Source organism: Dactylosporangium roseum, assembly GCF_025264685.1.
GTDB lineage: Bacteria > Actinomycetota > Actinomycetes > Mycobacteriales > Micromonosporaceae > Dactylosporangium > Dactylosporangium roseum.
In genome coordinates this window covers 5,689,518-5,712,275 of record NZ_CP073721.1, presented here as the reverse complement: position 1 = coordinate 5,712,275, position 22,758 = coordinate 5,689,518, and the positions used below count along the sequence as shown (strand labels likewise).

At 70.6% G+C, this 22,758-nt stretch carries 17 protein-coding genes; 6 read left to right on the top strand and 11 right to left on the bottom strand.

The annotated features are described in order from the left end of the window. Positions 1 to 89: 89 nt before the first annotated feature. From Drose_RS26640 to Drose_RS26600, 9 genes are read right to left on the bottom strand one after another with little or no spacing between them, the layout of a single operon-like run. Entirely contained in the window at positions 90 to 1,592 is a 1,503-nt protein-coding gene (locus tag Drose_RS26640) for an FGGY-family carbohydrate kinase (protein ID WP_260724063.1), read from the bottom strand. Next, positions 1,583 to 3,049 (bottom strand): sulfatase, encoded by a 1,467-nt coding sequence (locus tag Drose_RS26635; RefSeq protein ID WP_260724062.1) that lies wholly within the window; start codon positions 3,047 to 3,049, stop codon positions 1,583 to 1,585. Before Drose_RS26635 ends, Drose_RS26640 begins: the two co-directional genes overlap by 10 nt. Next, positions 3,046 to 5,274 (bottom strand): arylsulfatase, encoded by a 2,229-nt coding sequence (locus Drose_RS26630; protein WP_260724061.1) that lies wholly within the window; start codon positions 5,272 to 5,274, stop codon positions 3,046 to 3,048. The genes Drose_RS26635 and Drose_RS26630 overlap by 4 nt, the downstream gene beginning before the upstream one ends. Next, the gene (locus tag Drose_RS26625; protein WP_260724060.1) at positions 5,271 to 7,586 is read right to left on the bottom strand and encodes an arylsulfatase; all 2,316 of its coding nucleotides are present in this window, start codon (positions 7,584 to 7,586) and stop codon (positions 5,271 to 5,273) included. The genes Drose_RS26630 and Drose_RS26625 overlap by 4 nt, the downstream gene beginning before the upstream one ends. Beyond that, positions 7,583 to 9,436, bottom strand: coding sequence for a dipeptide ABC transporter ATP-binding protein (locus Drose_RS26620; protein ID WP_260724059.1), 1,854 nt, complete (start codon positions 9,434 to 9,436; stop codon positions 7,583 to 7,585). The genes Drose_RS26625 and Drose_RS26620 overlap by 4 nt, the downstream gene beginning before the upstream one ends. After that, complete coding sequence (locus Drose_RS26615) at positions 9,433 to 10,365, bottom strand: ABC transporter permease (RefSeq protein WP_260724058.1); 933 nt, start codon at positions 10,363 to 10,365, stop codon at positions 9,433 to 9,435. Before Drose_RS26615 ends, Drose_RS26620 begins: the two co-directional genes overlap by 4 nt. Then, complete coding sequence (locus Drose_RS26610; protein ID WP_260724057.1) at positions 10,362 to 11,315, bottom strand: ABC transporter permease; 954 nt, start codon at positions 11,313 to 11,315, stop codon at positions 10,362 to 10,364. Before Drose_RS26610 ends, Drose_RS26615 begins: the two co-directional genes overlap by 4 nt. Then, complete coding sequence (locus Drose_RS26605) at positions 11,312 to 12,853, bottom strand: ABC transporter substrate-binding protein (RefSeq protein WP_260724056.1); 1,542 nt, start codon at positions 12,851 to 12,853, stop codon at positions 11,312 to 11,314. The genes Drose_RS26610 and Drose_RS26605 overlap by 4 nt, the downstream gene beginning before the upstream one ends. Before the next feature lie 25 nt (positions 12,854 to 12,878). Beyond that, positions 12,879 to 13,979, bottom strand: a complete 1,101-nt coding sequence (locus Drose_RS26600) for an alcohol dehydrogenase catalytic domain-containing protein (RefSeq protein ID WP_260724055.1) — start codon at positions 13,977 to 13,979, stop codon at positions 12,879 to 12,881. A gap of 686 nt (positions 13,980 to 14,665) precedes the next feature. Between Drose_RS26600 and Drose_RS26595 the strand changes: the two genes are divergently transcribed. From Drose_RS26595 to Drose_RS26570, 6 genes are all read left to right on the top strand, one after another. Continuing rightward, entirely contained in the window at positions 14,666 to 16,270 is a 1,605-nt protein-coding gene (locus Drose_RS26595; RefSeq protein WP_260724054.1) for an alkaline phosphatase D family protein, read from the top strand. A 116-nt stretch (positions 16,271 to 16,386) separates the two neighbouring features. Next, entirely contained in the window at positions 16,387 to 16,842 is a 456-nt protein-coding gene (locus tag Drose_RS26590) for a transposase (RefSeq protein ID WP_260724053.1), read from the top strand. Positions 16,843 to 16,890: 48 nt separating this feature from the next. After that, positions 16,891 to 17,103 (top strand): hypothetical protein, encoded by a 213-nt coding sequence (locus Drose_RS26585; RefSeq protein WP_260724052.1) that lies wholly within the window; start codon positions 16,891 to 16,893, stop codon positions 17,101 to 17,103. Positions 17,104 to 17,239: 136 nt separating this feature from the next. Further along, positions 17,240 to 18,583, top strand: a complete 1,344-nt coding sequence (locus tag Drose_RS26580) for a hypothetical protein (RefSeq protein ID WP_260724051.1) — start codon at positions 17,240 to 17,242, stop codon at positions 18,581 to 18,583. Then, entirely contained in the window at positions 18,583 to 19,116 is a 534-nt protein-coding gene (locus Drose_RS26575) for a hypothetical protein (RefSeq protein ID WP_260724050.1), read from the top strand. The genes Drose_RS26580 and Drose_RS26575 overlap by 1 nt, the downstream gene beginning before the upstream one ends. Further along, on the top strand, positions 19,113 to 19,889 hold the full coding sequence (locus Drose_RS26570; RefSeq protein WP_260724049.1) for a hypothetical protein: 777 nt from the start codon (positions 19,113 to 19,115) through the stop codon (positions 19,887 to 19,889). The genes Drose_RS26575 and Drose_RS26570 overlap by 4 nt, the downstream gene beginning before the upstream one ends. A gap of 38 nt (positions 19,890 to 19,927) precedes the next feature. On the opposite strand, the gene hisS is transcribed toward Drose_RS26570, so the two are convergent. Together hisS and Drose_RS26560 are read right to left on the bottom strand one after the other, a co-directional pair. Continuing rightward, positions 19,928 to 21,229, bottom strand: a complete 1,302-nt coding sequence (hisS, locus tag Drose_RS26565) for a histidine--tRNA ligase (protein ID WP_260724048.1) — start codon at positions 21,227 to 21,229, stop codon at positions 19,928 to 19,930. 289 nt (positions 21,230 to 21,518) lie between these two features. Beyond that, positions 21,519 to 22,754 (bottom strand): MFS transporter, encoded by a 1,236-nt coding sequence (locus Drose_RS26560; protein WP_260724047.1) that lies wholly within the window; start codon positions 22,752 to 22,754, stop codon positions 21,519 to 21,521. Between the last annotated feature and the right edge of the window lie 4 nt (positions 22,755 to 22,758).

The following is a 22,758-nucleotide window of genomic DNA, read 5'->3' as shown; positions in this document are numbered from 1 at the left end:
TGGACGCTCCAATCCCGCGCGGCATCTTACATCGGCCAACGCCGGTGCGCTGACCGCTGTGCCGCCGCCGAGGTGGGTCGCCGGGCCGGTCACGACGCACCCGCCCCGCGGCCGGCGTTCTCCTGCAGCGCGGCCAGCCGGTGCACCGCGTCCCGGGTGGCCGGGTAGAGGCCGTCGTAGATCGCGGCCAGCTCGGCGTACACCGCGTGGTTGGCCGGTTCGGGCGTCACGCGGCGCCCTTCGACCGCCCAGTCGGCGTCGGCCGGGGCCAGCCCGGCGGCGACCGCGGCGAGCTGGGCATCGCCGTAGCTCGCGCCGATCGACTGGGCCGGGACGACCTGTTCGCGACCGCACACGTCGCTGACGATCTGGGTCCACAGGCCGCCCTGCGTGCCCCCGCCGACGGCGACCGTGCGCCCGGCCGGGCCGGCGGTCGCGTCGAGCAGGTCGAGGATCTGCCGGATGCCGTAGGCGATGCCCTCGTAGGCGGCCCGGAACAGGTGCCCCGGGCCGTGGTTGAGGGTGAGCCCGGCCACGACGCCTCGGGCGCGCGGGTCGAAGATCGGGGTCCGTTCGCCCGCGAAGTAGGGCAGCAGCACGAGCCCGTCGGAGCCGGGCGGCACGTTGCGGGCCGCCGTCACCAGCTCCGCGAAGGGTGCGCCGCCGGTCAGCCGGCGCACCCAGTCGGTCAGCGTGCCGGAGGTGCTCATGCCGGCCGCGGTGCTCCACGTTCCGGGGTACACCCCGGCGGTGTTCCACATGCCCGGGTGCGCGGCCGGTGTGGCGAGCATGTGGACGAAGAACATCGTCGAGCCGTACATCAGCATGCGGTCGCCGGGCCGGCGTACCCCGGCGCTGAGCGCCTCGGCCCAGGCATCGACGGTGCCGGCACAGACGGGGGTGCCCGGGGCCAGGCCGGTAGCCTCCGCGGCGGCCGGCAGGACGTGTCCGACGACCTCGCCGGGCCACGCCAGCCGCGGTGCGGGCAGGCCCGGGGCGACCTCGGCGAGCCAGTCGTGCGCCCAGTCCGCGCGGTGCATGTCGTAGAGGGGGTCGCACTGGCTGGCCGTGTGGTGGTCCAGCACGTACGCGCCGGTCAGCTTCGCCACCACGTAGGAGTTGGAGCTGAACCAGCGCCGGGCGCGCTGCCAGGCGTCCGGCTCGTGCCGGCGCACCCAGGCCAGCTTGGGGCCGACGGCCTGGGTGGTCAGCTCGCTCATCCCGCGGGCCAGGATCGCCTCGGCGCCGAAGTGCTCGGTCAGCCGCTCGATCTCCGCGGTGGCGCGCATGTCGATGCCGTAGAGGACGGCCGGGCGGACGGGGCGCAGCTCGGCGTCGGTGAGCAGCAGGCACGGGCCGACTCCGCTGACGCAGACGGCGGCCACCGGCCGGGCCCCGGCGGCCTCGGTCAGCTCGCGGGTGACCGCCACGACGTCGCCCCACCACACCTGTTCGGCGTCCATCTCGGCCCAGCCCGGCCGCGGCATCGACATGCCGTGTGCACGGGTGGCGGTGGCCAGCACGTCGCCGTCCGGGGTCACGAGCACGCCCTTGGTGCTGGACGTGCCGATGTCCACACCGATCACAAGCATGGCTGATCCTTTCCGACCGTCCAGGCCACGTCGGCGCCGGGTTCGGCGACCTGGCCGCCGAGGAAGTAGCCGGCGAGGTCGGTGAACGGCTCCGGCTGCGGATTCGGCGCCGGCACGAGCCCGCCCACCTCGGCGATCCACGACAGCAGCCGGGCCCGCAGGGCCGCGGCCACGTCGGGGTGCGCCGCGGCGAGATCGCGGTGCTCACCGGGGTCGGTGACGATGTCGAACAGCGTGTCGGGGTCGCCCTCGAACTGATGGACGAGTTTCCACCGGCCCTCGCGAACCGCTGCGGCCGGCCGGCCGCCCTGGTTGCTGTAGTGCGGGTAGTGCCAGTAGACAGGGCCGCGCTCGAACGGCTCGCCGCGCAGCAGCGGCGTGACGTCGACCCCGTCGACGTGCTGCTCGGGCACTCCGGCGATGCCGGCCGCGGCCAGCAGGGTCGGGTAGAAGTCTGGGCTGGTGACCGGTGCGGCGATGCGCCGGCCCGGCTCGACGACGCCGGGCCAGCGCACGATGAGCGGCTCGCGGACGCCGCCCTCGGCGACCCAGCCCTTGCCCTCCGACAGCGGCAGGTTGCTTGTCGGCGAGCCCTCCGCGGTGGACAGGCCGCCGTTGTCGGAGGTGAACACGACGATCGTGTTGTCGGCCTTGCCCGCCGCCTCCAGCGCATCGAGCAGCCGGCCGATGTTGGTGTCGAGGTTCTCCACCATCGCCGCGTAGGCCGGGTCGGACTGCACGACCCGTCGGCGCACCCGGGCGGCGCGCTGGTGCCAGGCCGGGAACCGCTCGCCCGGCTCGAACGCCTCGACCGCGTCGAGGCCGGACTCGGCGGCCTTGCGCTCGTACTTGGCGATCAGCTCGGCCGGGGCGTGGATCGGCACGTGCACCGCATAGTGCCACAGGTTGAGGAAGAACGGCGTGTCGCCGGCGGTTTCGATGAGCCGGATCGCCTCGTCGGTGAGCCGGTCGGTGAGGTACTCGCCGTCGGGACCGTCGGGCAGGGTGGGGTTGCCGTAGGGGCTGAACCAGCTCTTCGGGTGTCCCTGCTCGCAGCCGCCGATGTTGACGTCGAAGCCGTGCTGGTCGGGCCAGGTACGGCGAGGCCCGAGGTGCCACTTGCCGACGTGCCAGGTCCGGTAGCCGCCCGCCCGCAGCGCGCGGGCGAGGGACAGCTCGTTGGTCGGCAGGAACTGGTTGTACGGCACGTCGGAGAGCCGGCCGACGCCGTGCCCGCCGATGTACTGGGTGACCCCGACCCGGGCCGGGTACCGGCCGGTGAGGATGCTCGCGCGGGTCGGCGAGCAGACCGGCGCGGCCGCGTACGCGTCGGTGAACAGGGCGCCCTCGGCGGCGAGCCGGTCCAGCCGGGGCGTCTCGTAGAACGAGCTGCCGTAGCAGCCGAGGTCCGTCCAGCCCATGTCGTCGATGAGGACGAACACGATGTTCGGCTTCACTGCGTCGCCACCTCCGCGAGCCAGTCGGCGTTGCGGGTGTCGAGCGAGCGCGGTTGCAGGTCGATCTCGACGTGCAGCAGCTCGCCCGTGTAGCGGAACGGCCCGGTGTAGTCGTCGGTGACCGCCGACGGGGCGTTGTGCCCGCACTGCAGCGACAGGGTACCCATCCCGCCGGGCAGCAGCCGTGGCAGCGCTCCGCGGATCAGGGCGGTGCCGTCGGCGGTGAGCTCGGCGTGGACCCCGCCGGGGCCGTCCTGCACCAGCAGGCCGATCCGGCGCGCCTCGGCCGGCAGCGGGTCGGCCGGGCGCACGACCGTGCGGTCCCCGGCCAGGTTCAGCGCGAACACCGGCCGGCCGTCGCGCACGTAGAACGTGAAGCCGTGGGCGCGCCGGCCGTAGGCCAGCAGCACCCCGTCGGCCGGCGGACCGGTCAGGACCGCGTTGATGTGGAACGAGCGCCCGGCGAAGGTGGGGCCGGCCACGCTGTTCATGATCCGGGTGCCCGGCAGCATGCGGTAGTGCAGCCGGTCCGCGGCCGGGTCCATCCCGGCGATCCGGGTGCCCATCCGGTCGTCGAGGGGCAGCACGCCGTACTGCCCGGCTTGGCGGTCCCACTCGTCGATCAGCTCACGCAGGAGGCCGGGGTGGTGGGCGGCGAGGTCGTGCGCCTCGGACACGTCGGTGGTCAGGTCGAACAGCTCCCACCGGTCGTCGTCGTAGGCGGTGCCGGGCGTGTGGTCGGCGACCGCCTTCCAGCCGTCGCGGTAGATTCCGCGGAAACCGGCGGTCTCGAAGTACTGCGTGGTGCGGGTGGAGGCAGCCGCCGGGTCGGTGAACGTGTACGCCATCGAGGTGCCGTGCACCGGGATCTGCTCGTGACCGCGGTAGCTCTCCGGCATCTCGACCCCGGCGAGCGCCGTGATCGTCGGCAGGATGTCGACCGCGTGGTGGAACTGCCCGCGCAGGGGCACCGCCGGATCGATGCCGCGTGGCCAGTGAGCGATGAGCGGCACCCGAACCCCGCCGCTGTAGGTGTGCTTCTTGTAGTAGCGCAGCGGCGTGTTCCCGGCCTGCGCCCAGCCCGACGGATAGTGGTTGTGCGCGGCCGGGCCGCCGAGGTCGTCGATCGCGGCCAGCCCGTCCTCGATGGAGTCACCGAGGCCGAGGAAGTAGCGGTACTCGTTGGCGGTGCCGTGCCGCCCGCCCTCACCGCTGGCCCCGTTGTCCGACACCACCAGCAGCAGCGTGTCGTCGAGCAGCCCGTGCCGGTCGAGGAAGTCCACCAGCACCCCGATCTGCTCGTCGGTGTGCTCCATGAACCCGGCGAACACCTCCTGCATCCGGGTGTAGAGGCGCCGCTCGTCGCCCGGCAGTTCGCCCCAGGCGCGCACGTCCGGGTTGCGCGGCGGCAGCTCCGTCTGCGGCGGCACCACGCCCAGCTCGACCTGCCGGGCCAGGACGGCCTCGCGCTCGGCGTCCCAGCCGTGGTCGAACGCCCCTCGGTACCGATCGAGGAACGACGGCGGCGCCTGGTGCGGCGCGTGGCAGGCGCCGAAGGCGAGGTACAGAAAGAACGGGTCGTCAGGGCGGCCGGTCACGTGGTCGGCGACGAATCCGCATGCGGTGCGGACCAGGTCCTCCGACAGGTGGTAGTCCGGATCGTCAGGCACGTCGACGCGGTGCTGGTCGGACCACAGCTCCGGCTCGAACTGGTCGTCCTCGCCCCAGAGGAACCCGTAGTACCGGTCGAACCCGCGCCGGGTCGGCCACTGGTCGAACGGGCCGGCCGCGGTGAGCTGCGTCGGCGGGGCCAGATGCCACTTCCCCGCGGCGTAGGTGCCGTACCCGGTGTCGCGCAGCACCTCCGCGACGGTGGCCGCCCGCGGCGTCACCTCGGCGCGATAGCCGGGAAAGCCGGTGTCGAACGCGGCCAGGAATCCCATGCCGACCGAGTGGTGGTTGCGGCCGGTGAGCAGACTCGCCCGGGTCGGCGAGCACAGCGCGGCGACGTGAAAGTTGGTGTAGCGCACGCCGCCGGCGGCCAGGGCGTCCATCCGCGGGGTGCGGATGGCCGAGCCGTAGCAGCCGAGCTGCGCGAAACCGACGTCGTCGAGCACGATGAGCACCACGTTGGGCCGCCCTCGCCCGGTGCGCGACGGGGGCCACCACGGGGTGGCGTCGTCGACCGTGCGGCCGATCCGGCCGGGGAAGCCGCTCGTGTTCACTGTTCCCTCATCTCGGCGTCGGCGGTCTCGCGCTGCACGGCCGGTGCGGCCCCGGCGGGCGGGCCGGGCAGCACCACCAGTTCGTGCAGCTCACCGGTGAACGGGTTGGGCGCGGTGAAGGCGCCACTGACGGGGCTACTCATGACGTGACCGACGTAGGTGCGGCCCGAGCCGATCGGCACTCGCTTCAGCAGGCGCGACACGCTGCCGCCGCCCACGGCCGCGCCGTCGACGGTGAACATGATCCGCGCGGACAGGTCGGCCGCCGCGTCGACGGCCACCTCCAGCCGGTGCCGGCCCGGCGCCACGACGAACGGGGCCGCGACGGTCTCCGTCTGCACCGAGGACTGGGCCACCTCGAAGCGGATCTGCCCGTCCTGCACGTACCAGCAGTAGCCGCCGTGCCCGCCGCCGACCGCGTAGAGGACCCCACGCGGTCTCCCGCCGGGCGCCGTCGCATCGCCGATGGTGACCTCGGCGTACATCCGGAACGACCGGCCCGCCACCCGGGGCGCGACGCCGCGCTCGTAGGGGCCGCCGGGGCCGTGGAAGCGGGCTCGCGCCGGGTCCGATCCCGGCGGGGCCGGCGGGTCGGCGGGCCAGCGCTCGGCGCGGGCCCGGTTGTCGACCGGCAGTACGTCGTAGCGGCCGGCAGCGGCCCACCACAGCTCCGTCATGGCCCGCAGCCGGGCCGGTTCCCGCTCGGCGAGGTCATCGCACTCCGACGGGTCACTGCGGTGGTCGTACAGCTCCCAACGCAGCTCGTCGAGGGTCGCCGGCGGGCGCTGGGGCGGGAAGGCGCCCGCGCCGTCGGGCTGGAGCCGGCACACCGCCATCCAGCCGTCCTGCCAGATCCCGCGGTTGCCCCACATCTCGTAGTGCTGGGTGTGGCGGTGTCCCGGCGCGTCGGCGTCGGCGAAGGAGTACCGCATGCTGACGCCGTGCATCGGCTGCTGGGCAACGCCCCGCACCGCCGCCGGCGCCGCTGTCCCGGTGAGGTCCAGCAGGGTCGGAGCGATGTCGATGACGTGGTGGTACTGCCGCCGGATGCCCCCGGCCGGCGCGCCGCCGCCCGGGTAGCGCACCAGCAGGCCGTTGGTGATCCCGCCGGCGTGCGTGAACTGCTTGTACCACCGGAACGGGGTGTTGCCAGCCTGCGCCCACCCCCACGGGTAGTGGTTGTAGAGGCGGGGCCCTCCGAGCTCGTCGATGTGCGCCAGCCCGTCCTCGGTGCGCTGCGGCCGGTCGTTGAGGTAGAGCCCCTCGTCGACGCTGCCCTCCGGGCCGCCCTCGCCGCTGGCGCCGTTGTCGGAGCAGAGCATCACGACCGTGTCGTCGAGATCGCCGGTTGCCTCGAGCGCGTCGAGCAGGCGGCCGATCTGCGCGTCGGTGTAGCTGACGAAGCCGGCGTAGACCTCCATCATCCGGCTGGCCAGCCGGCGTTGCTCGGCGGTGAGATCGGTCCATGCCGGTACCCCCGGATTGGAGGGCCCCAATCGTGTGCCTGGCGGCATCACGCCCAGCTCGATCTGGCGGGCCAGGACCCGGTCCCGTTCGGCGTCCCAGCCGGCGTCGAAGACGCCGCGGTAGCGCTCGATCCACTCGGCGGGCGCCTGGTGCGGCGCGTGGCCGCAACCGGTGGCCAGGTAGAGCATGAACGGCCGGTTCGGTGCGACGGCCCGCAGATCGCGGATCTGTCGGATGCTCTCGTCGACCAGATCGGCGCTGAGGTGGTAGCCGTCCGCGGCGGTGCGCGGCGGGCTGACCGGCGTGTTGTCGCGCACGAGCTCCGGCGCGTACTGGTCGGTCGAGCCGCCGAGGAAGCCGTAGAACCGGTCGAATCCGCGGCCCAGCGGCCAGCGCTCGAACGGGCCCTGCGGGCCGGTCTCGTAGGACGGGGTGAGGTGCCACTTGCCGACGGCCCACGTCGTGTAGCCGTTGCCACGCAGGATCTCCGCGACCGTCGCGGCACTGTCCGGCAGCCGCATCGAGTAGCCGGGGTAGCCGGCCAGCCGCTCCGTCACGTGTCCGAACCCGACCGCGTGGCAGTTGCGCCCGGTCAGCAACGACGCCCGCGTCGGTGAGCAGACGGCCGTGGTGTGGAAGTTGACGTAGCGCAAGCCCTCGCGAGCGAGCCGGTCGATCGCCGGGGTCTGGATGGTGGAGCCGAAGCAGCCGTACTGCGCGAAGCCGACGTCGTCGAGCAGGATGACCACGACGTTGGGCGCGCCGGCGGCCCGGCTGCGGCCGCCCAGTTCCGGCCAGCGCTCCCGCGACTCGGCCGGGGTGCGGCCGATGCGTTGCTGGGTCATGACACCACCTGTTCCCTGGATCCCGGCGATGCGGCCAGCAGCGCCCTGGTGTACTCGTGCCGCGGGTCGGCGAACACCCGCTCGGCCGGCCCCTGCTCGACGATCACCCCGGCCTGCATCACCGCCACGTCCTCGCACAGGTGCCGCACCACGCTCAGGTCGTGGGCGATGACCACATAGGACAGTCCGAGCTCGTCACGCAGGTCGGCGAGCAGGTTGATGATCTGCGCCTGCACCGAGACGTCGAGCGCGGAGACCGGCTCGTCGGCGACGATGAGCCGCGGCTCGACAGCGAGGGCCCGGGCGATGCCGACCCGCTGCCGCTGACCGCCGGATAGCTGGTAGGGGTAGCGCTCCAGCAGGCTCTGGGGCAGGCCGACCAGCGACATCAGTTCGGCGACCCGGCGTGCCCGCCCTTCCCGCGGGACCAGCCGGTGCACGGTCAGCGGCTCGGTCAGCAGGGTCTCGATCGTCTGTCGCGGGTTGAGCGACTGGTAGGGGTCCTGGAACACCATCTGCACCGTGCGGCGCAGCTCGGCGCGGCGGTCCCGGTCGGTCCACTGCATCCCGTCGATGCTGATCCGCCCGGACAGCAGCGGCACGAGTCCGACGATCGTGCGGGCGAGTGTCGACTTGCCGGAACCGGACTCGCCGACCAGGCCGAGGGTCCGCCCCGGGTATGCCTTGAGCGAGACGCCATCGACAATGATCCGCGGCGGGGTGCGCCGTAGCGGCGATGGCCGCCCGTAGGTGATGCGGGCGTCCGCGACGTCGAGGATCGGTGTGCGCTCGTCGTCGTGCCGGGCTTCGCGGACCGGCGCGGTGCTCACCGCCGGCGCGGGCAGCGGCTCGGCCGACAGCCAGCACGCGGCGCGGTGCCCGGCGCCGGTGTCCCGGGCGGGTGGCATCTCCTCGCTGCACCGGTCGAACGCGAGCGGGCAGCGCGGGTGGAAGGGGCACCCGCCCGGCCGCCGGGTCACGTCCGGTGGCTGGCCGGGGATGGCCGGCAGCCGGCGCAGCACCGGCACGTCGAGGCGCGGGGTCGAGCGCATGAGCTCCCGGGTGTACGGGTGGCGGGGGTCGCCGAGGACCGCCGCGGCCGCACCCTGTTCGACGGCACGACCGGCGTACATCACCATGATCGAGTCGCAGACGTCCTCGACGACGCCGATGTCGTGGGTGATGAGCAGTAGTGCGGTGCCGAGCTCGTCACGCAGCCGGCCGAGCAGCTCGAGGATGCCGGCCTGCACGGTGACGTCGAGCGCGGTGGTGGGCTCGTCGGCGATGAGCAGGGTAGGGTTGTTGGCCACCGCAATCGCGATGACGACCCGCTGGCGCATGCCACCGGAGAACTGGTGCGGATAGTCCTCGACGCGCTTGCCCGGGTCGCGCACCCCGACCAGGTCGAGCAGCTCCACGGCGCGGGCGGTTGCCGCCTTGCGGCCCATGCCGTGCAGGCGCAGCACCTCGCGGATCTGCGCGCCGACGGTCATCAGCGGGTTGAGGTAGGCCATCGGGTCCTGGAAGACCATGCCGATCCGGTCGCCGCGCAGGGCGGTGATCTCCCGTTCGGGCATGGTGAGCAGGTCCTGGCCGAGGTAGCTCACGGTGCCGCTGTCGACGGTGACGGCGGCCGGCAGCATGCGCATGACCGATAGCGCGGTCAGCGACTTGCCGGAGCCGGATTCACCGACGACGCCCAGGATCTGGCCGGGGTTGACCTGGAAGCTCACGTCGGTGACGACCGGGGCGGCACCGCCCGGCGTGCGCAGGCGCAGCGACAGGCCGGACACCTCGAGGACCGGTCGTGCCGGCCGGACCGGCGTTGCCGGGTGATCGGCTCGGGTCATTTGCGCAGCACCGCCTGGTTCAGAGCGTTGGACAGCAGGGTGTAGCCGACGACCAGCAGCACGACGACCACGACCGGGGCGAGGGCGTAGGCGGGGTGGTCGAGCAGGTATCCGCTGCCCGACTTGATCATCGACCCGAGGGAGGCATCGGGTGACTGGATGCCCAGGCCGATGACGCTGAGGCCGCCCTCGACCATGATGGCGTGGGACATCTCCACCGCGAAGCGCACGAAGATGACGTCGACGATGTTGGGCAGGATGTGCCGCAGCATCACCCGGCGGCGCGGGTAGCCCAGGACCTCGGCGGCAGCGACGTAGTCCAGTGGTAGCTGGCCCAGCAGCGAGCTGCGGGCCTGGCGGCCGAAGACCGGCATCACGACCAGAACGATCGCGATGATGACCGCCTCGGTGCCGGGGGCGATGGCGATGGTGACCGCGACGCCGAGAATGACGGCCGGCACGCCCAGCAGCACGTCGAACACCCGCTGGAAGAACGCGCCCAGCCAGCCGTTGACCACGCTGAGCAGGCCGAGCAGGGTGCCGGCGACGGCCGCTATGGGCACTGCGATGAGCGTGATCAGCAGGTCGAGCCGGGTGCCGGCGACGACGCGGGCGAGCAGGTCGCGCCCGACCTCGTCGGTGCCGAGCGGGTGGTCGCCGCCCGGGGACAGCAGGCTGTCCGGTCCCTGCTGGTACGGCCCGTAGGGCAGCAGCAACGGCAGGACCAGGCTGGCCAGCACGATGAGCAGCACCAGGCTCAGCCCGGCGATCCCGCCGGGGGTGCGCAGCGCGGCGAGGTAGCGGCTGCGTCGGCCCCGCCCTCCGGCCGGCCCGGGTACAGCGCCCGGCGTGGCTTCCGCGGCCGCCGGTGCGCCGAGCTCCGGTTGCGGCTCCGGCTGCACATGCGACCTCCGCGGGGACGGGTTCATGCCTTGCCTCCCAACCGGATGCGCGGGTCCATCCGGGCGATGAGCAGCTCCGACAGGAGCTGGATGACAATGGCCGCGGCAATCGCGAGCAGCAGCAGCACCTGGGCGAGGCGGTAGTCGCGCGTCTGTACCGCCTGCACCAGCAGGCTGCCCAGCCCGGCCCGGGCGAAGATCGCCTCGGCGACGATCGCGCCGCCCAACAGGTGCCCGATGCGGATCGCCAGCTCCAGCACCGCCGGGCTGAGGCTGTTGGGCAGGACGTGCCGCCAGGTGATCCGGCGGCGGGTGGCGCCCTTGGCCAGGGCTGTCAGGACGTACTCCTGGTCGAGATTGCGCCGGATCTCGGTGGCCAGCAGCCGCGCGACGACCGGGATCGCCGGCAGCGCCATCGCGACGGCGGGAAGGATCAGCCGGCGGATGGAGCTGGCGGGCGTGTCCAGCAGCGACGCGTCGCCGCCGCTGGGCAGCACCCGCCACAGCACCGCGAAGAAGAAGATGAGCACCACGCCGCTGACGAACGGCGGCAGCGCCAGCGACAGGGTCGAGAGCTGGTCGATCACCCATCGCAGGACCCGTGACCGGGTGGTGGCCAGCACCACCCCGGCCAGCAGGCCGAATACCGTCATCACCAGCGTCGCGGCCACGGTCAACTGCAGCGTGCCGGGCAGCCGCTGGGCGATCAGGCTGCTGATCGGCTGCCCCAGCGTGTAGGAGGTGCCCAGGTTGCCGGTGCATAGCTGGCGCACCCAGTCGAAGTACTGAGCCGTCAGCGACCGGTCCAGCCCGAGGTCGGTCCGGATCCGATCCACCGTGGCCTGGTCCGCGTCGGCGCCGGCGATGATGACGGCCGGGTCCCCGGGGGCCAGGTGCAGCAGGCTGAACACCACGACGGACACGACCGCCAGCACCGCGAACGCGCCGAGGAGCCGGGTGATGACGTACCGGGTCATGCCGACAACTTCGCCTGCGTGAGGTCGATCGCCAGGGTCAGGTCGGCGCTCACGCCGGTGAGGCCCTTGACGCCGACGATCGGTGTCTTGGCTTGGGCGATGCTGTTGTGGAACGCCTGCTGCAGCAGATAGTCGGTCAGCTTCGTGCTGCTGCCGGCCTGCTGCTCGGCGGTCTGGGCCGAGGTCACCCCTTCGACCAGAGCGGCGTACTCGGGGGTGATGAAGTTCGAGGTGTTCTTGCCGACCGTCAGCGGGTTGGCGGTCAACAGCGAGGTGACCTGCCCCATCGAGGTCAGCGCGACGTCGGTTATCCACAGGCCGGGGAAGTCGCCGGCCTGCACGTGCTGCGGGAACTGGGCGGAGTCGTAGCTGACCGGTTTGACCTTGAAGCCGACCTGCTCGAGCCCGTACTGCACGATGTCCTGGATCGACTTGTAGGTCGGCTCCGCAGCCAGGGCCGCGATCGACACCTCGGTGCCGACCGCCCCGGCTTCCTGCAGCAGCGCCTTGGCCTTGGCCACGTCGTAGCCGTTGCCGGCGATCTGCTCCTTGGTGATGCCGGGCGTGCCCTCGCCCCACGGCACCGCGCCCGGCGTCGCGAAGCCCTTGTAGACCTGATCGGCGATGCGGGCGCGGTCCAGGGAGTAGGCGACCGCCTGGCGGACCCTGATGTCGTCGAGCGGCTTGACCTTCACGTTCACGCCGACGTACATCTCATAGCCCACGGTGCTGCTCACCGCGAACCGGCTGTCGCTCTTGAGCGAGTCAGCGTCGCGGGCGATCATCCGCAGCGCCAGGTCGAGGCTGCCCGAGCGCATCGCGGCCAGCATCGCCTGCGCGTCGGGGATGATGCTGAACGCCAGCGTCTCGAAGTTGGCCTTGCCACGCCAGCAGTTGTCGTAGCGGACCAGGTCGAGTTTGCTGCCCGGCGTCCACGACTGCCACTTGAACGGCCCCGTGCCGATGACCTGCTTGCCGTCCTTGAGCTGGGCGAACGTCTCGCTGTCAATGATCGGCAACATGGCCAGCGCATCGAGGTAGCCGGTGAAGGGCTTGCCGAAGGTCACGGTGACCTCGTACGGGCCGGTCTTGGCCACGCCGGACGCCCGCTTGAGCAACTGCGCGGCCTGCACGCCCGACCCCCCGGCGGTCGCCTGATTGATCGAGGCCAGCACGTCGTCGGCACCGAACGCCCGCCCGGTGTGGAAGGTGACGTCTTCGCGCAGCTTCAGCACCAGCGACGTGTTCTGCGCATTCCACTCCCACTGCGTCGCCAGCGCGGCGCGGTAGGTGCCGTCGGTGTTCTTGTCGATGAGGTAGTCGAAGACAGTCCGGCGCAGCGGCTGATTGTGCGCCTGGAATCGCTGGATGCTGCCGAGCAGCACGTCGCTCGGCGTGCCGATGCGCAAGGTGGTCGCGCCCGTATCGCCGCTGGGGGCGGGCGAGTCACTGCAGGCGGCCAGCAGGCCGGTAGCGGCGGCGAAGGCGCCGCCGAACAGGGTGCGGCGGGAGATCGGCGCGAGAAGAGGGCGGTCCATGGAAGCTCCTGGGGGACGGAGGCGCTCAGCGGGGAAGGAGGGAGACCTTGATCGAGGCGGAGCCGTCGGCCACCAGGTCGAGGCCCTCTTGGAAGCGGTCGAGGGGAAGCTGATGGGTGCAGATGCGCTCCAGCGGCAGGCGGCCCGACTCGATCATGCGGATCGCCGCCGGCCAGCAGTGCGGCCCGAGGTGCGCGCCGCGCACGTCGAGCTCCTTGTCGTCGCTGATGATGCTCCAGTCGACGGTCACGTCGGAGCCGAAGACGCTGTACTCGACGTAGGTGCCGAGCTTGCGGAGCAGGTTGAGGCCCTGCAGCACGGCCGACGGGTGCCCGGTGCCCTCGAGGTAGACGTCGGCGCCGTAGCCGCCGGTGAGCTCGCGGACGGTGCCGACGACGTCGTCACGGTTGATGTTGAGCGTGAGGTCGGCGCCGCACGCACGGGCCAGCGCCAGCTTGTCGTCGGCCATGTCCAGCGCGATCACCTTGGCCGGGTTCTTCGCCGCGGCGCCGGCGACCATGCCCAGCCCGATCGGCCCGCACCCGGCGACCACGACGACGTCGTCGAAGGTGATGCCGGCCCGCTCGACCGCGTGCAGGGCGCAGGACAGCGGTTCGGCGAACGCGGCGTGCGCCGGCGGGACGCTCGCGGAGATGGGATGCACCAGTGACCGGGCCGGCAGGAGAACGTACTCGGCCATCGCGCCCATCGCGGCCCGTTTGAAGCCGAAGATGTCGTGCACGGCGCACATCCAGTATTGACCGCGCTCGCAGTAGCGACATTGCCCACACGGCAGGATCTGCTCGGCGACGACCCGGTCACCGACGTCGACGCCCCAGCGGGCGCGGGCCTCGTCGTCGAGCGCGACGATGTCGCCGACGAACTCGTGGCCGGGCACCACCTCGGTCTCGGCCCAGGCCGGGCGGCTCTCGTCGCCCCAGAACTTCGCCGCGCCGTGGTAGCACTTGAGGTCGCTGGCGCAGATGCCGACCGCGGCGACGCGCAGCAACGCTTCGCCCGGGCCGGGCCGGGGCACGGGAAGATCGGTGAGCCGGTAGTCCTCGGGGCCGTACGAGACGACGGCCCGCATCCGCTGCGGGATGTCGTCGTTCTCGCTCTGCTGCATCGGCGCTCCCTCGTTGGGGTGGGGAATCGGGCTGGGTGTATGACCGTGCCGGCGCACGGCGGAACGGGCCCAGGCTGCTATGTGGCCGCATCCGGCAGTGACCTGCGGGAATTCGAGCCGGGGCGTCGTCGGGCTGCGGGGGCAGCCATCCAGGCACCCGGGCGGTTGACCGAGTAGATCGATCTAATCGCCACTAGAGCAGTGTTTCCATCGTGTGTCAAGAACCTTGTGCCATTCGAACCGAGCCCGTCTCGGCCGAATGCGGACGACTGGATCGAGAAGTCGCGATCAGGGCGATGTCCTATTTGCGCATGCCAATTGTGCATCGTCCCGGAAAGTCCTCGCGGTGCGGCGCCGTCGCGTCGAGCACTTCAGGGTGGCGGCGCGCCTCTCGCGCGTCACAACCTTCCCTTGACATCCCAGTGAAACGCTGCTCTAGTGGCGATTAGATCGTTCTACTTCACCTGACCCGGCCATCGATGGCGCCCCACGCCGCCGCCGGAACCGACCGCAATCCGGTCCTCGCCCACGCGGCGGCGTGGTGCCGGCCGGACCGCCCCGCACCGACCACCACCGGTGCTCACGGCGCGTCCCGGGACTCGAGCCGGCAACCCACCTCGCCACAAGGCTTCAACCTGGTCGCCGACGGCACCGACGAAAAGCGGCACCAACGAGAAGGGATCAGTATGGCCAGCAGCGACGACATCTCTGCCGAGACACCACCGGCCCGGCCCGCCCACCGGAGCGGGGTGACGCGGCGAACACTCCTTGCGGCCGGCGCCACGACGGCGGTGGGCATCGCGGTCGCCACACCCGCACTGGCGTCCTCCCGGCCCTCGCCGAAGCTGCCCGATGAGGTCTTCGCATTGGGCGTCGCCTCGGGCGACCCGTTGCCCGAGGCGGTCGTGATCTGGACCCGCCTGGCGCCCGACCCGCTGCGGCTCGACGGCACGGGTGGCATGCCGCCCGAAACGTTCCCGGTGGACTGGGAGATCGCGGAGGACGAACTGTTCCAGAAGGTCGTGCACCGCGGGACGTGGCCGGCGACGGCCGACGACGCGCACTCGGTGCACGTGGACGTACGCGGCCTTCGCGCCGGGCGCGAGTACTACTACCGGTTCCGCGCCGGGGGTCAGATCAGCCCCGCCGGGCGCACCCGCACCGCGCCGGTCCCGGGCTCCAGGCCGGCGCGGGTGCGCTTCGCCACGGCCTCCTGCCAGCGCTTCACCGACGGCTACTACACGGCGTACCAGGACATGCTGCGCTACGATCCGGACCTGGTGTTTCATCTCGGCGACTACTTCTACGAGAAGGACAACGGGGCCGGGCCGGTGGGACGTCAGCACCTACCCATCGGCGAGTGCATGACGCTGCCCGACTACCGCGTGCGGATCGCCCAGGTCCGCATGGACCCGGACATGCTGGCCATCCACGCGAGCGCGCCGTTCGTGGTCACATTCGACGACCACGAGGTCTCCGGCAACTACGCCGGTGACATACCGGAGACCGGGCAGGGCGCCGACGCGACGGTCGAGGAGTTCCGCCTCCGCAAGGCCGCCGCCTACAAGTCGTACTGGGAGCACATGCCCCTGCGGTCGGCGCAGCGGCCGAGCGGGTCGGACATGCAGGTGTACCGCCGATTGTACTGGGGCAAACTGGCCACGTTCACCATCCTGGACACCCGGCAGTACCGGAGCAACCAGGTCACCGACGCCGACTCGCCCGAGGCCTACGACCCCAGCCGCACGATCCTCGGCGCGCAGCAGGAACGCTGGCTCCTGAAGCACCTAAAGCACACCGGCGCCTCCTGGGACGTGCTGGCGCAGCAGGTGCCGTTCTTCGCCGACCCGGACATCGGCCACCCGGAAGACAAGTGGGACGGCTACCGCGCCGCTCGCGAGAACATCCTTCGCGGCATGGCCGCGAACCCGAACTGCCACCCGGTGGTGCTCTCCGGCGACATCCACAAGCACAGGGCGGCCGACCTCAAGCGAGACTTCTCCGACCCGGCGTCCAAGACCCTCGGGGTCGAGTTCACGACCACGTCGATCTCGTCGTCGTCGAGGATCGGTGTGGACGAGAAGGTGACCGCCAAGTTCGACCCCGTGCCCGAGACTCCGCATCTGCGGTTCGCAGGCAACGGCCGCGGATACGTCACGGTCGAGCTGACCCCGGGCCAGCTACGTGCGGACTTCCGGGCCGTGACGACGATCCTCTCCACATCGTCGCCCTCGTCGACGGTGGCATCGTTCGTCAGCGATCCGGTCAGGCCCGGCCTGCGGCGGGCCTGACACCGACGGTTCGAGCGGGGCCCGTTCAGCCTGTGCGGCTCGTAAATTCGGTTCGGTGGCTGTGACGTGCGGATTTGTCCGTGGCTCAGCTACCGGTAGCTGGGACGATCTCTGGCATGGCAGCCTCGCTGGTGTACCTGCTCCTGCGTCAGATCCTGCAGATGCTGACCCAGCTAGCCCGGGACGGCGGCGCGAAGGACGTCGAACGAGCTACGGTTCCTGCTGCGGGACCGAGACACCAAGTTCACCATGGCCTTCGACGCGGTGTTTGCCGCCGCGGCATCGACGTGCTCCGCACCCCGCCGCAAGCTCCGAGAGTAAACGCCGTTGCGGAGCGCTGGGTCGGCACCGTCCGGCGGGAGTGCACCGACCGGATCCTCATCGCCGGCGAACGGCACCTGACGAACGTCCTGACCGGGTACACCGCGCACTACAACGGCCACCGCCCACACCGGACACTCGACCAGCGACCACCGAACCCGCCGCCGCAGATCGTTGACCTCAACACCGCTCGAGTCCGACGACGCCCGATCCTGGGCGGACTGATCAACGAATACTCGCAGGCAGCGTAGCCGAACCGGATTTACGAACTCGACAGGCTGACCGCGGGACTCGCGCCGGTGCGGGCCGGTTACCTGCGGGACTGGGACCGCACGTTGCGGGCCGCGAACCATCCGGACACCACCCGCTACAACTATCTGCTGGCCGGCGTGCAACTGGCAGGGTACATCGCCGAGCGGCATCCCGGCGACGACGGCGTGGCCGACGACCCGACGCGGGTCAGCGGACGTCGCTGTCGGGTATGCACACCCGCCCTCCACCCCTGGGTGTAGCCGGCCTACCGCGCTGGTTGTGCCCAACGAGTCCAACCAGCGCCGGATGTGCCGTCCCGGCGCGGCTGCCTACAGTGTGGGCTGCTCGCGCAGGGGACGACCCGTACCGAATCCGGGCTTTCTGGGGGACCAGCACGTGACAGCACATCATCCGGTACCGGCCGGGTGCGGCCTGCAGTGGTCGAGGCGTGCCCTGCTTGTGGCGAGCGGCCTCGCCCTCGTCGGCTGCGCGGAAAAGAGGAAGCGTCCGACGATCCGTGACGCTGGTGGGGCGACCGGCGAGGTCGGCGGGCAGACGTTGCAGCCGCTGCTGGACCGGCGCGCCGCCGCACTGCAGAAGGGCGACGAGCGGGCCTTCCTGGCCGACCTCGACCCCAACAACGCCAAGCTCATCGAGCAGCAGAAGATGGTGTTCGCCAACCTGCGCCAGATGAAGCTCGCCGCGTTCGGCTACATCGCCAAGCGGGTGTACGGCGCTAGGGTCGAGAATGGGGTGTACCAGTTCGCACCGGTGCACGAGGTGGTGCAGCTCACCGCGGACGCCGGGCCCGGCGGGGTCTCGCCGGCGGGCACGTTCCGCGTCTCGGCGGTCAAGCGCGGCGGCAAGCTCGTCATCACCGAACTGGCGGGGCTCACCCCGGACAACGCCGAGCAACTGGGCATCTCCAACGGCCTGCCGGCGCACGCGCCCTGGCACCTCACGCCGCTGAAGGTCAGCCACGCCGGCAACGTCTGCCTCATCGCCGACGCCAGCGTGACCGATCTCGACCGCTACGCCGTGCCCGCCGAGGCCGAGGCGAAGACCCTGGAGTCGCTGTGGGGCGACCGGACCCGGTTCCCGGGGTACGTGCTGTTCTTCACCAACGACGAGAGGAACTTCGCCTCGTGGTTCAGCCTCGGCGCGGCCAGCAACTTCGCGCCGACGGTCGAGGGCTTCCAGATCCCGCAGTACGGGGTGCGGCAGGCCGGTGAAATCTACCGCGAGCAGTACGCCGGCTCGCGCATTGTGGTGAACCTGCGGCGCATCAAGGATATCGGCGACGACCCGCGGTTGGTCATGCGACACGAGCTGGCCCATGCCATCTCCAGCCGGGCCACCGCCGTCAGCCCCGGCCTGTGGGTGCTGGGCGCCCCGCGCTGGGCTCTCGAAGGATTCGCCCGCTGGACCGAGGGGCGCGGTGACGTGCCACGCCAGTACGCCGCCGCGTCGTTCAAGGGCGCGATCCCGCACTCGCGGACGTTCTACGACGACTCCGGCTACAACTACGCGGTCAGTTGCACGGTCTTTGACTGCGTCGAGAAGCTCAAGGGCCGGGCCGCGGTCGTGGACTTCTACCACCAGGTCGTGCAGTACGTCGACCTCGAGGACGAGCAGATGGTCGACACGCCGGCCTTCGACGGCATCTGCAAGAAGGCGCTCGGCATGTCGAGCGCCGACTTCAAGAAGCGCTGGGCCGGGTTCGTCCGGGGAGGATCCTGATGACCTGGCGTCGGCTCGTCGTCATCATGGTCGCCGTCGCGCTGGTCGCGGTCGGCGGCGGCGGGGCGGCCGGCTACTTCGGCGGCGGCAACGCCGCGAAGGCCAAGTACGTCGCCTCGTGCGGCGGCGCGGGGTGCATACCCACGCTGCAGGGTAAGAAAGTCGTCGACGCGTTGACCGGCAAGGGTTTCGCGTGCAAGGAGGAACACAACTGGGAGTGCAAGTTCGTCGCGGGCGAAAACGAGTACACCGTGTTCGTCCAGATCCGCGACGGGCTCATCAGCGAAGTGCAGGGCTGGTCGCGTAGCGCCGACGAGCAGGAGGTGAGCCCGGCGCGCAAGGCGTTCCTGCTGTGGTTCGCGGCGCTGCCGTTCAACAACGACCAGACGACGGTCTCCGAGATCGAGAACTGGCTGGTGCCGCTGCTGACCGGTGGCAAGAACGCTGAGGTGGTCATCGGCGGATACATCTACGAGCTGACCGCCGAGCGGAGCCGCAACCTGCAACTGCGCATCCGGGGAGATTCGTCGTGAGCACCTACCAACCGCCGGCCGGTCCGAACCCCGGTTTCGGCGAGCCGTGGCCGGCGGGTGCGCCGAACGGATTCGAGGCAAGGGGCGGATTCGGGCCGCCCGCCAGGTCCGGGCCGCCCAGCAGCCCCGCGGCGCCCGGCGGCTTCGGCCCGCCGCCGATGGCGCCGCCCGCGAAGCCGAAGCGCCAGGGACCGGTGACAATCCTGGCGGTACTGCTGATCGGCCTGACGTTGCTGTGCTGTGGTGTTCCCAGCGCCGGCATCGGCGCGGCCCTCGGCGGCGGGCTCACCCAGCCCGACGGGCCGAGTGAGCCACCGAACATGCCGGCGGAGTTTCCCAATACCAACCAGCGGTACCTGCCCGGCACGACCATCAACGACGTCGCCGAGCAGTGGATGAAGAAGGACAACGGCTGGGTGTGCACTCCACCGGAGCAGGCCGACTATCGGCTCAGCGAGGCGAAGAACCGGCTGGAGTGCGTGCCGACCGACAAGGATCTCAAGTACGACGTGGACGTCGCCATCGAGTACGACGGCGACAACCAGTTGACCCAGGTTGAAGCGAGCTGCAACTTCAAGCCCGGCGCCGAGATGTGCCGCTCGCTGTTCGCCACCATGGCCGACGTGCTGTACCTGAACCGGTCGGAGAACCGTAAGCCAGCCGAGGAATGGGCGAGCAAGAACGTCGACACCGACAATACGACGGTGATCGGCGGGATCCGGTTGACAGTCTCGCTCAGCCCGCACCAGATCACGGCGATCCCGTACTCCTGAACCAGACTGGCGCCTAAATCCACAATGGACTGTCGACGCTAGTGCGCCTCTGATCTGAGGATCCCCGCGACGGTCTCGCCGGCTGAGTCAGCCGATACCGTCTGCTGGTCCCCGGTGAGCATGCTCCTGACCACGACGTTGCCCTCAGCCCAGTCGGACGGGCCGAGAATCACGATCACTCGGGCGCCCGCCTTGTCCGCTCGGCCGATCTCCTTGCCTAGCTTGCGCGGCTCCAGCGGCACTGTGGTTCGCCATCCGTCGCGGCGTAGGACCCGGGCGACTGTCGCGGCGGCGTTGTACAAGTCGGGCCGGCTGGGAATAACGACAACGTCCGCCTCCGGTAACGGCTTCGGCAGCAACCCGTGGGTTTCCAGGAAGTCAAACAGCGTGACGTCCCCCATGCCGAACCCGAATCCCGGGATTCGTCTATCGGAGAACAGCCCCACGAGATCGCTGTAGCCTCCGCCGCCGAACAGGGATCGGTTGTTGACGGGATCGCGGTCGAACACCTCGAAGACGGTCGAGGTGTAGTAATCGAAACCCCGCACGATGAGCGGATCAAAAGTGACCAGTTCACGGCCAGGCCCATCGAGAATCTTAGCGAGCTGAGAGCGCTCCAGGACATCGGCAGGAATCTCGGCGAGAAGTTTGTCGCCAGCCTGGAGCGCGCCTTCCAAGCGGTCGAACTGTGCTGCGGAGATGCCAATCTTGTCCGCGTCCTCGGCAAGCTGTTCGCGGGGATACTTGTCCCAGCGATCGATCATGGACGACACCGCCCTGACCTGGTCGGCCGGGATACCGACGATCTGTGTGAGGATGCCGTCGAGCAGCACCCGGTCGCTGGCCCGCAGCACGTACATGTCCCGGGTAGCGCCCACCGCAGCCATCATGTCGTGGATCAGCTCGAAGATCTCTGTCTCCACATTCGGACTGTCCGAGCCGAACGTGTCCACGTTGATCTGCCAGTGCTCGCGGACTCGCCCACGCTGGGGCCGCTCGTAGCGGTGGCAGTTGACGTGGCAGTACCAGCGGACCGGGAACTGCAGCGTGTTCGCGTTGGCCGCGATCATGCGTGCCACCGAGGGGGTCATCTCTGGACGCAGCGCGAGCCGCCGACCACCGCGGTCGGTGAGGGTGTAGAGCTGCAGGTCGGCGATCTCCTGACCGGACTTGGCCTCGTAGATTTCGGCGGACTCCAGAATCGGCCCGTCGTAGCGGACGAAACCATAGCGTTCGATGACCTCGTACAGTCGATGAAACACCTGCGTCCGCACCGACATCTCGGCCGGGAGGAAGTCCCGGGTGCCCCGATAGGGTGAGGTCGTCAGGTGCTGACTCAATTTGGCATCCTTTCAACATCGACTTCGCTGCGTTCCGCAGTTCCCGGCAATCGCTAGCGTCCCAGATGGAGCGTTGGTCCCGGTAGTCAATAATGGGCGCGACAGTCGGCGCGCTGACGCGCAGGATGCTGCTCAGAAAGGCCCGGTCCGCGCCGGGCCTGTAGGGGCTCATTGTCTTCGTGTGGCGCTGACCAACGGCGACGTGGTTGGGTCGGGTTGCGGGATGATGGTGCATCGTGCCGCCTCGCCTGCTGTGTCTGATCTTCTGCCGGTTCGGCCACGGGGATGATCAGCGAACCGCCGCCACGGTCGCGGAGGCCGGTGGCTCGGCCGCTCCGATGCGGGAGCGCAGCGGTGTGGCCAGCCCGCCGAGACCGGCCACGATCCGCAGGCCGCCGGCCAGCGCGATGATCAGATACATGTTGTGCAGCCGCTGTTCCAGCGCACCGGCCAGCAGGGCGGCGGCCGGGATCGACAGGAACACGACCATCCGGGTGAGAGCGACAACGCGGCCGAGCAGCTCGGGCGGCACGATGCGCTGCCGCAGGACGAACCAGGTGACCATGTTCACGGTGCCGATGCCGTAGACCAGCGCCCACATTATCGAGATGCTGACCACGTCCCGCAACGGGATCAGGGCGACGATCCCGGCTCCGGCAAGGACGGTGCCGACGAGGATGATCCGGCCCGGTGGGAAGCGGTGTCCGAGCCACGGGCAGATGGCCGCGCCGAGCACCGCACCGACGCCCTGGGCGGACATCACCACGCCGACCAGGGCAGGTGACATCGCGCGATAGTCGCTGAGGTAGTAGACGAGGTTGGCCTGCACTGACCAGGTGCCGAAGTTGGCCAGCGCGAAGAGGACGGAGCCGCTGAGCAGGATGCGGTTGTCGCGGACGATGTGGACCAGAGCCGCCCGGATCTCGCCGAGCAGGCCGGGCGGGGTCCGTTCGCCCGGTTCGTTCCCGGCTTTCTTGCGGATCGCCAGGATGGTCAGCGCCGACACTGCGAACGTGCCCGCGTCGACCCAGATGGCGCCCTGAAAGCCGAGGACCGCGATCAGCACGCCGGCCACGGCCGGCCCGGCCAGGCTCATCACGTTGTCGCCCGCCTGCAGCCAGGCGTTGGCCCGTTCCAGATCGCGTTTGCCGGCCAGGGCGGGCACCAGCCCCTGGAAAGCCGGATAGTACAACGGCTCGACACAAGCCAGCAGGAACGCCGCGAGGTAGACCATGAGCAAGGACGACGAGCCGACCGTCACCGCGACCGCGAGCAGCCCGGCCAGAACCGCTGCGGTCAGGTCGCCGGCGACGAGGATGCGGCGGCGGTCGAACCGGTCGGCGAATACGCCACCCGGCAGCGAGAGCACGAGCAGCGGGGCGTACTCCAGGGCGTAGACCACCGCGGTGTTCAGCGCTGACCCGGTCCGCTCGAGGATCATCAAGGGCAGGGCCAGCCGGTAGATCCAGTTGCCGAGCCCGGAGGTGACGAAGGCGAACAGCAGCAGTCCGTAATCCGCGCCCAAGTGC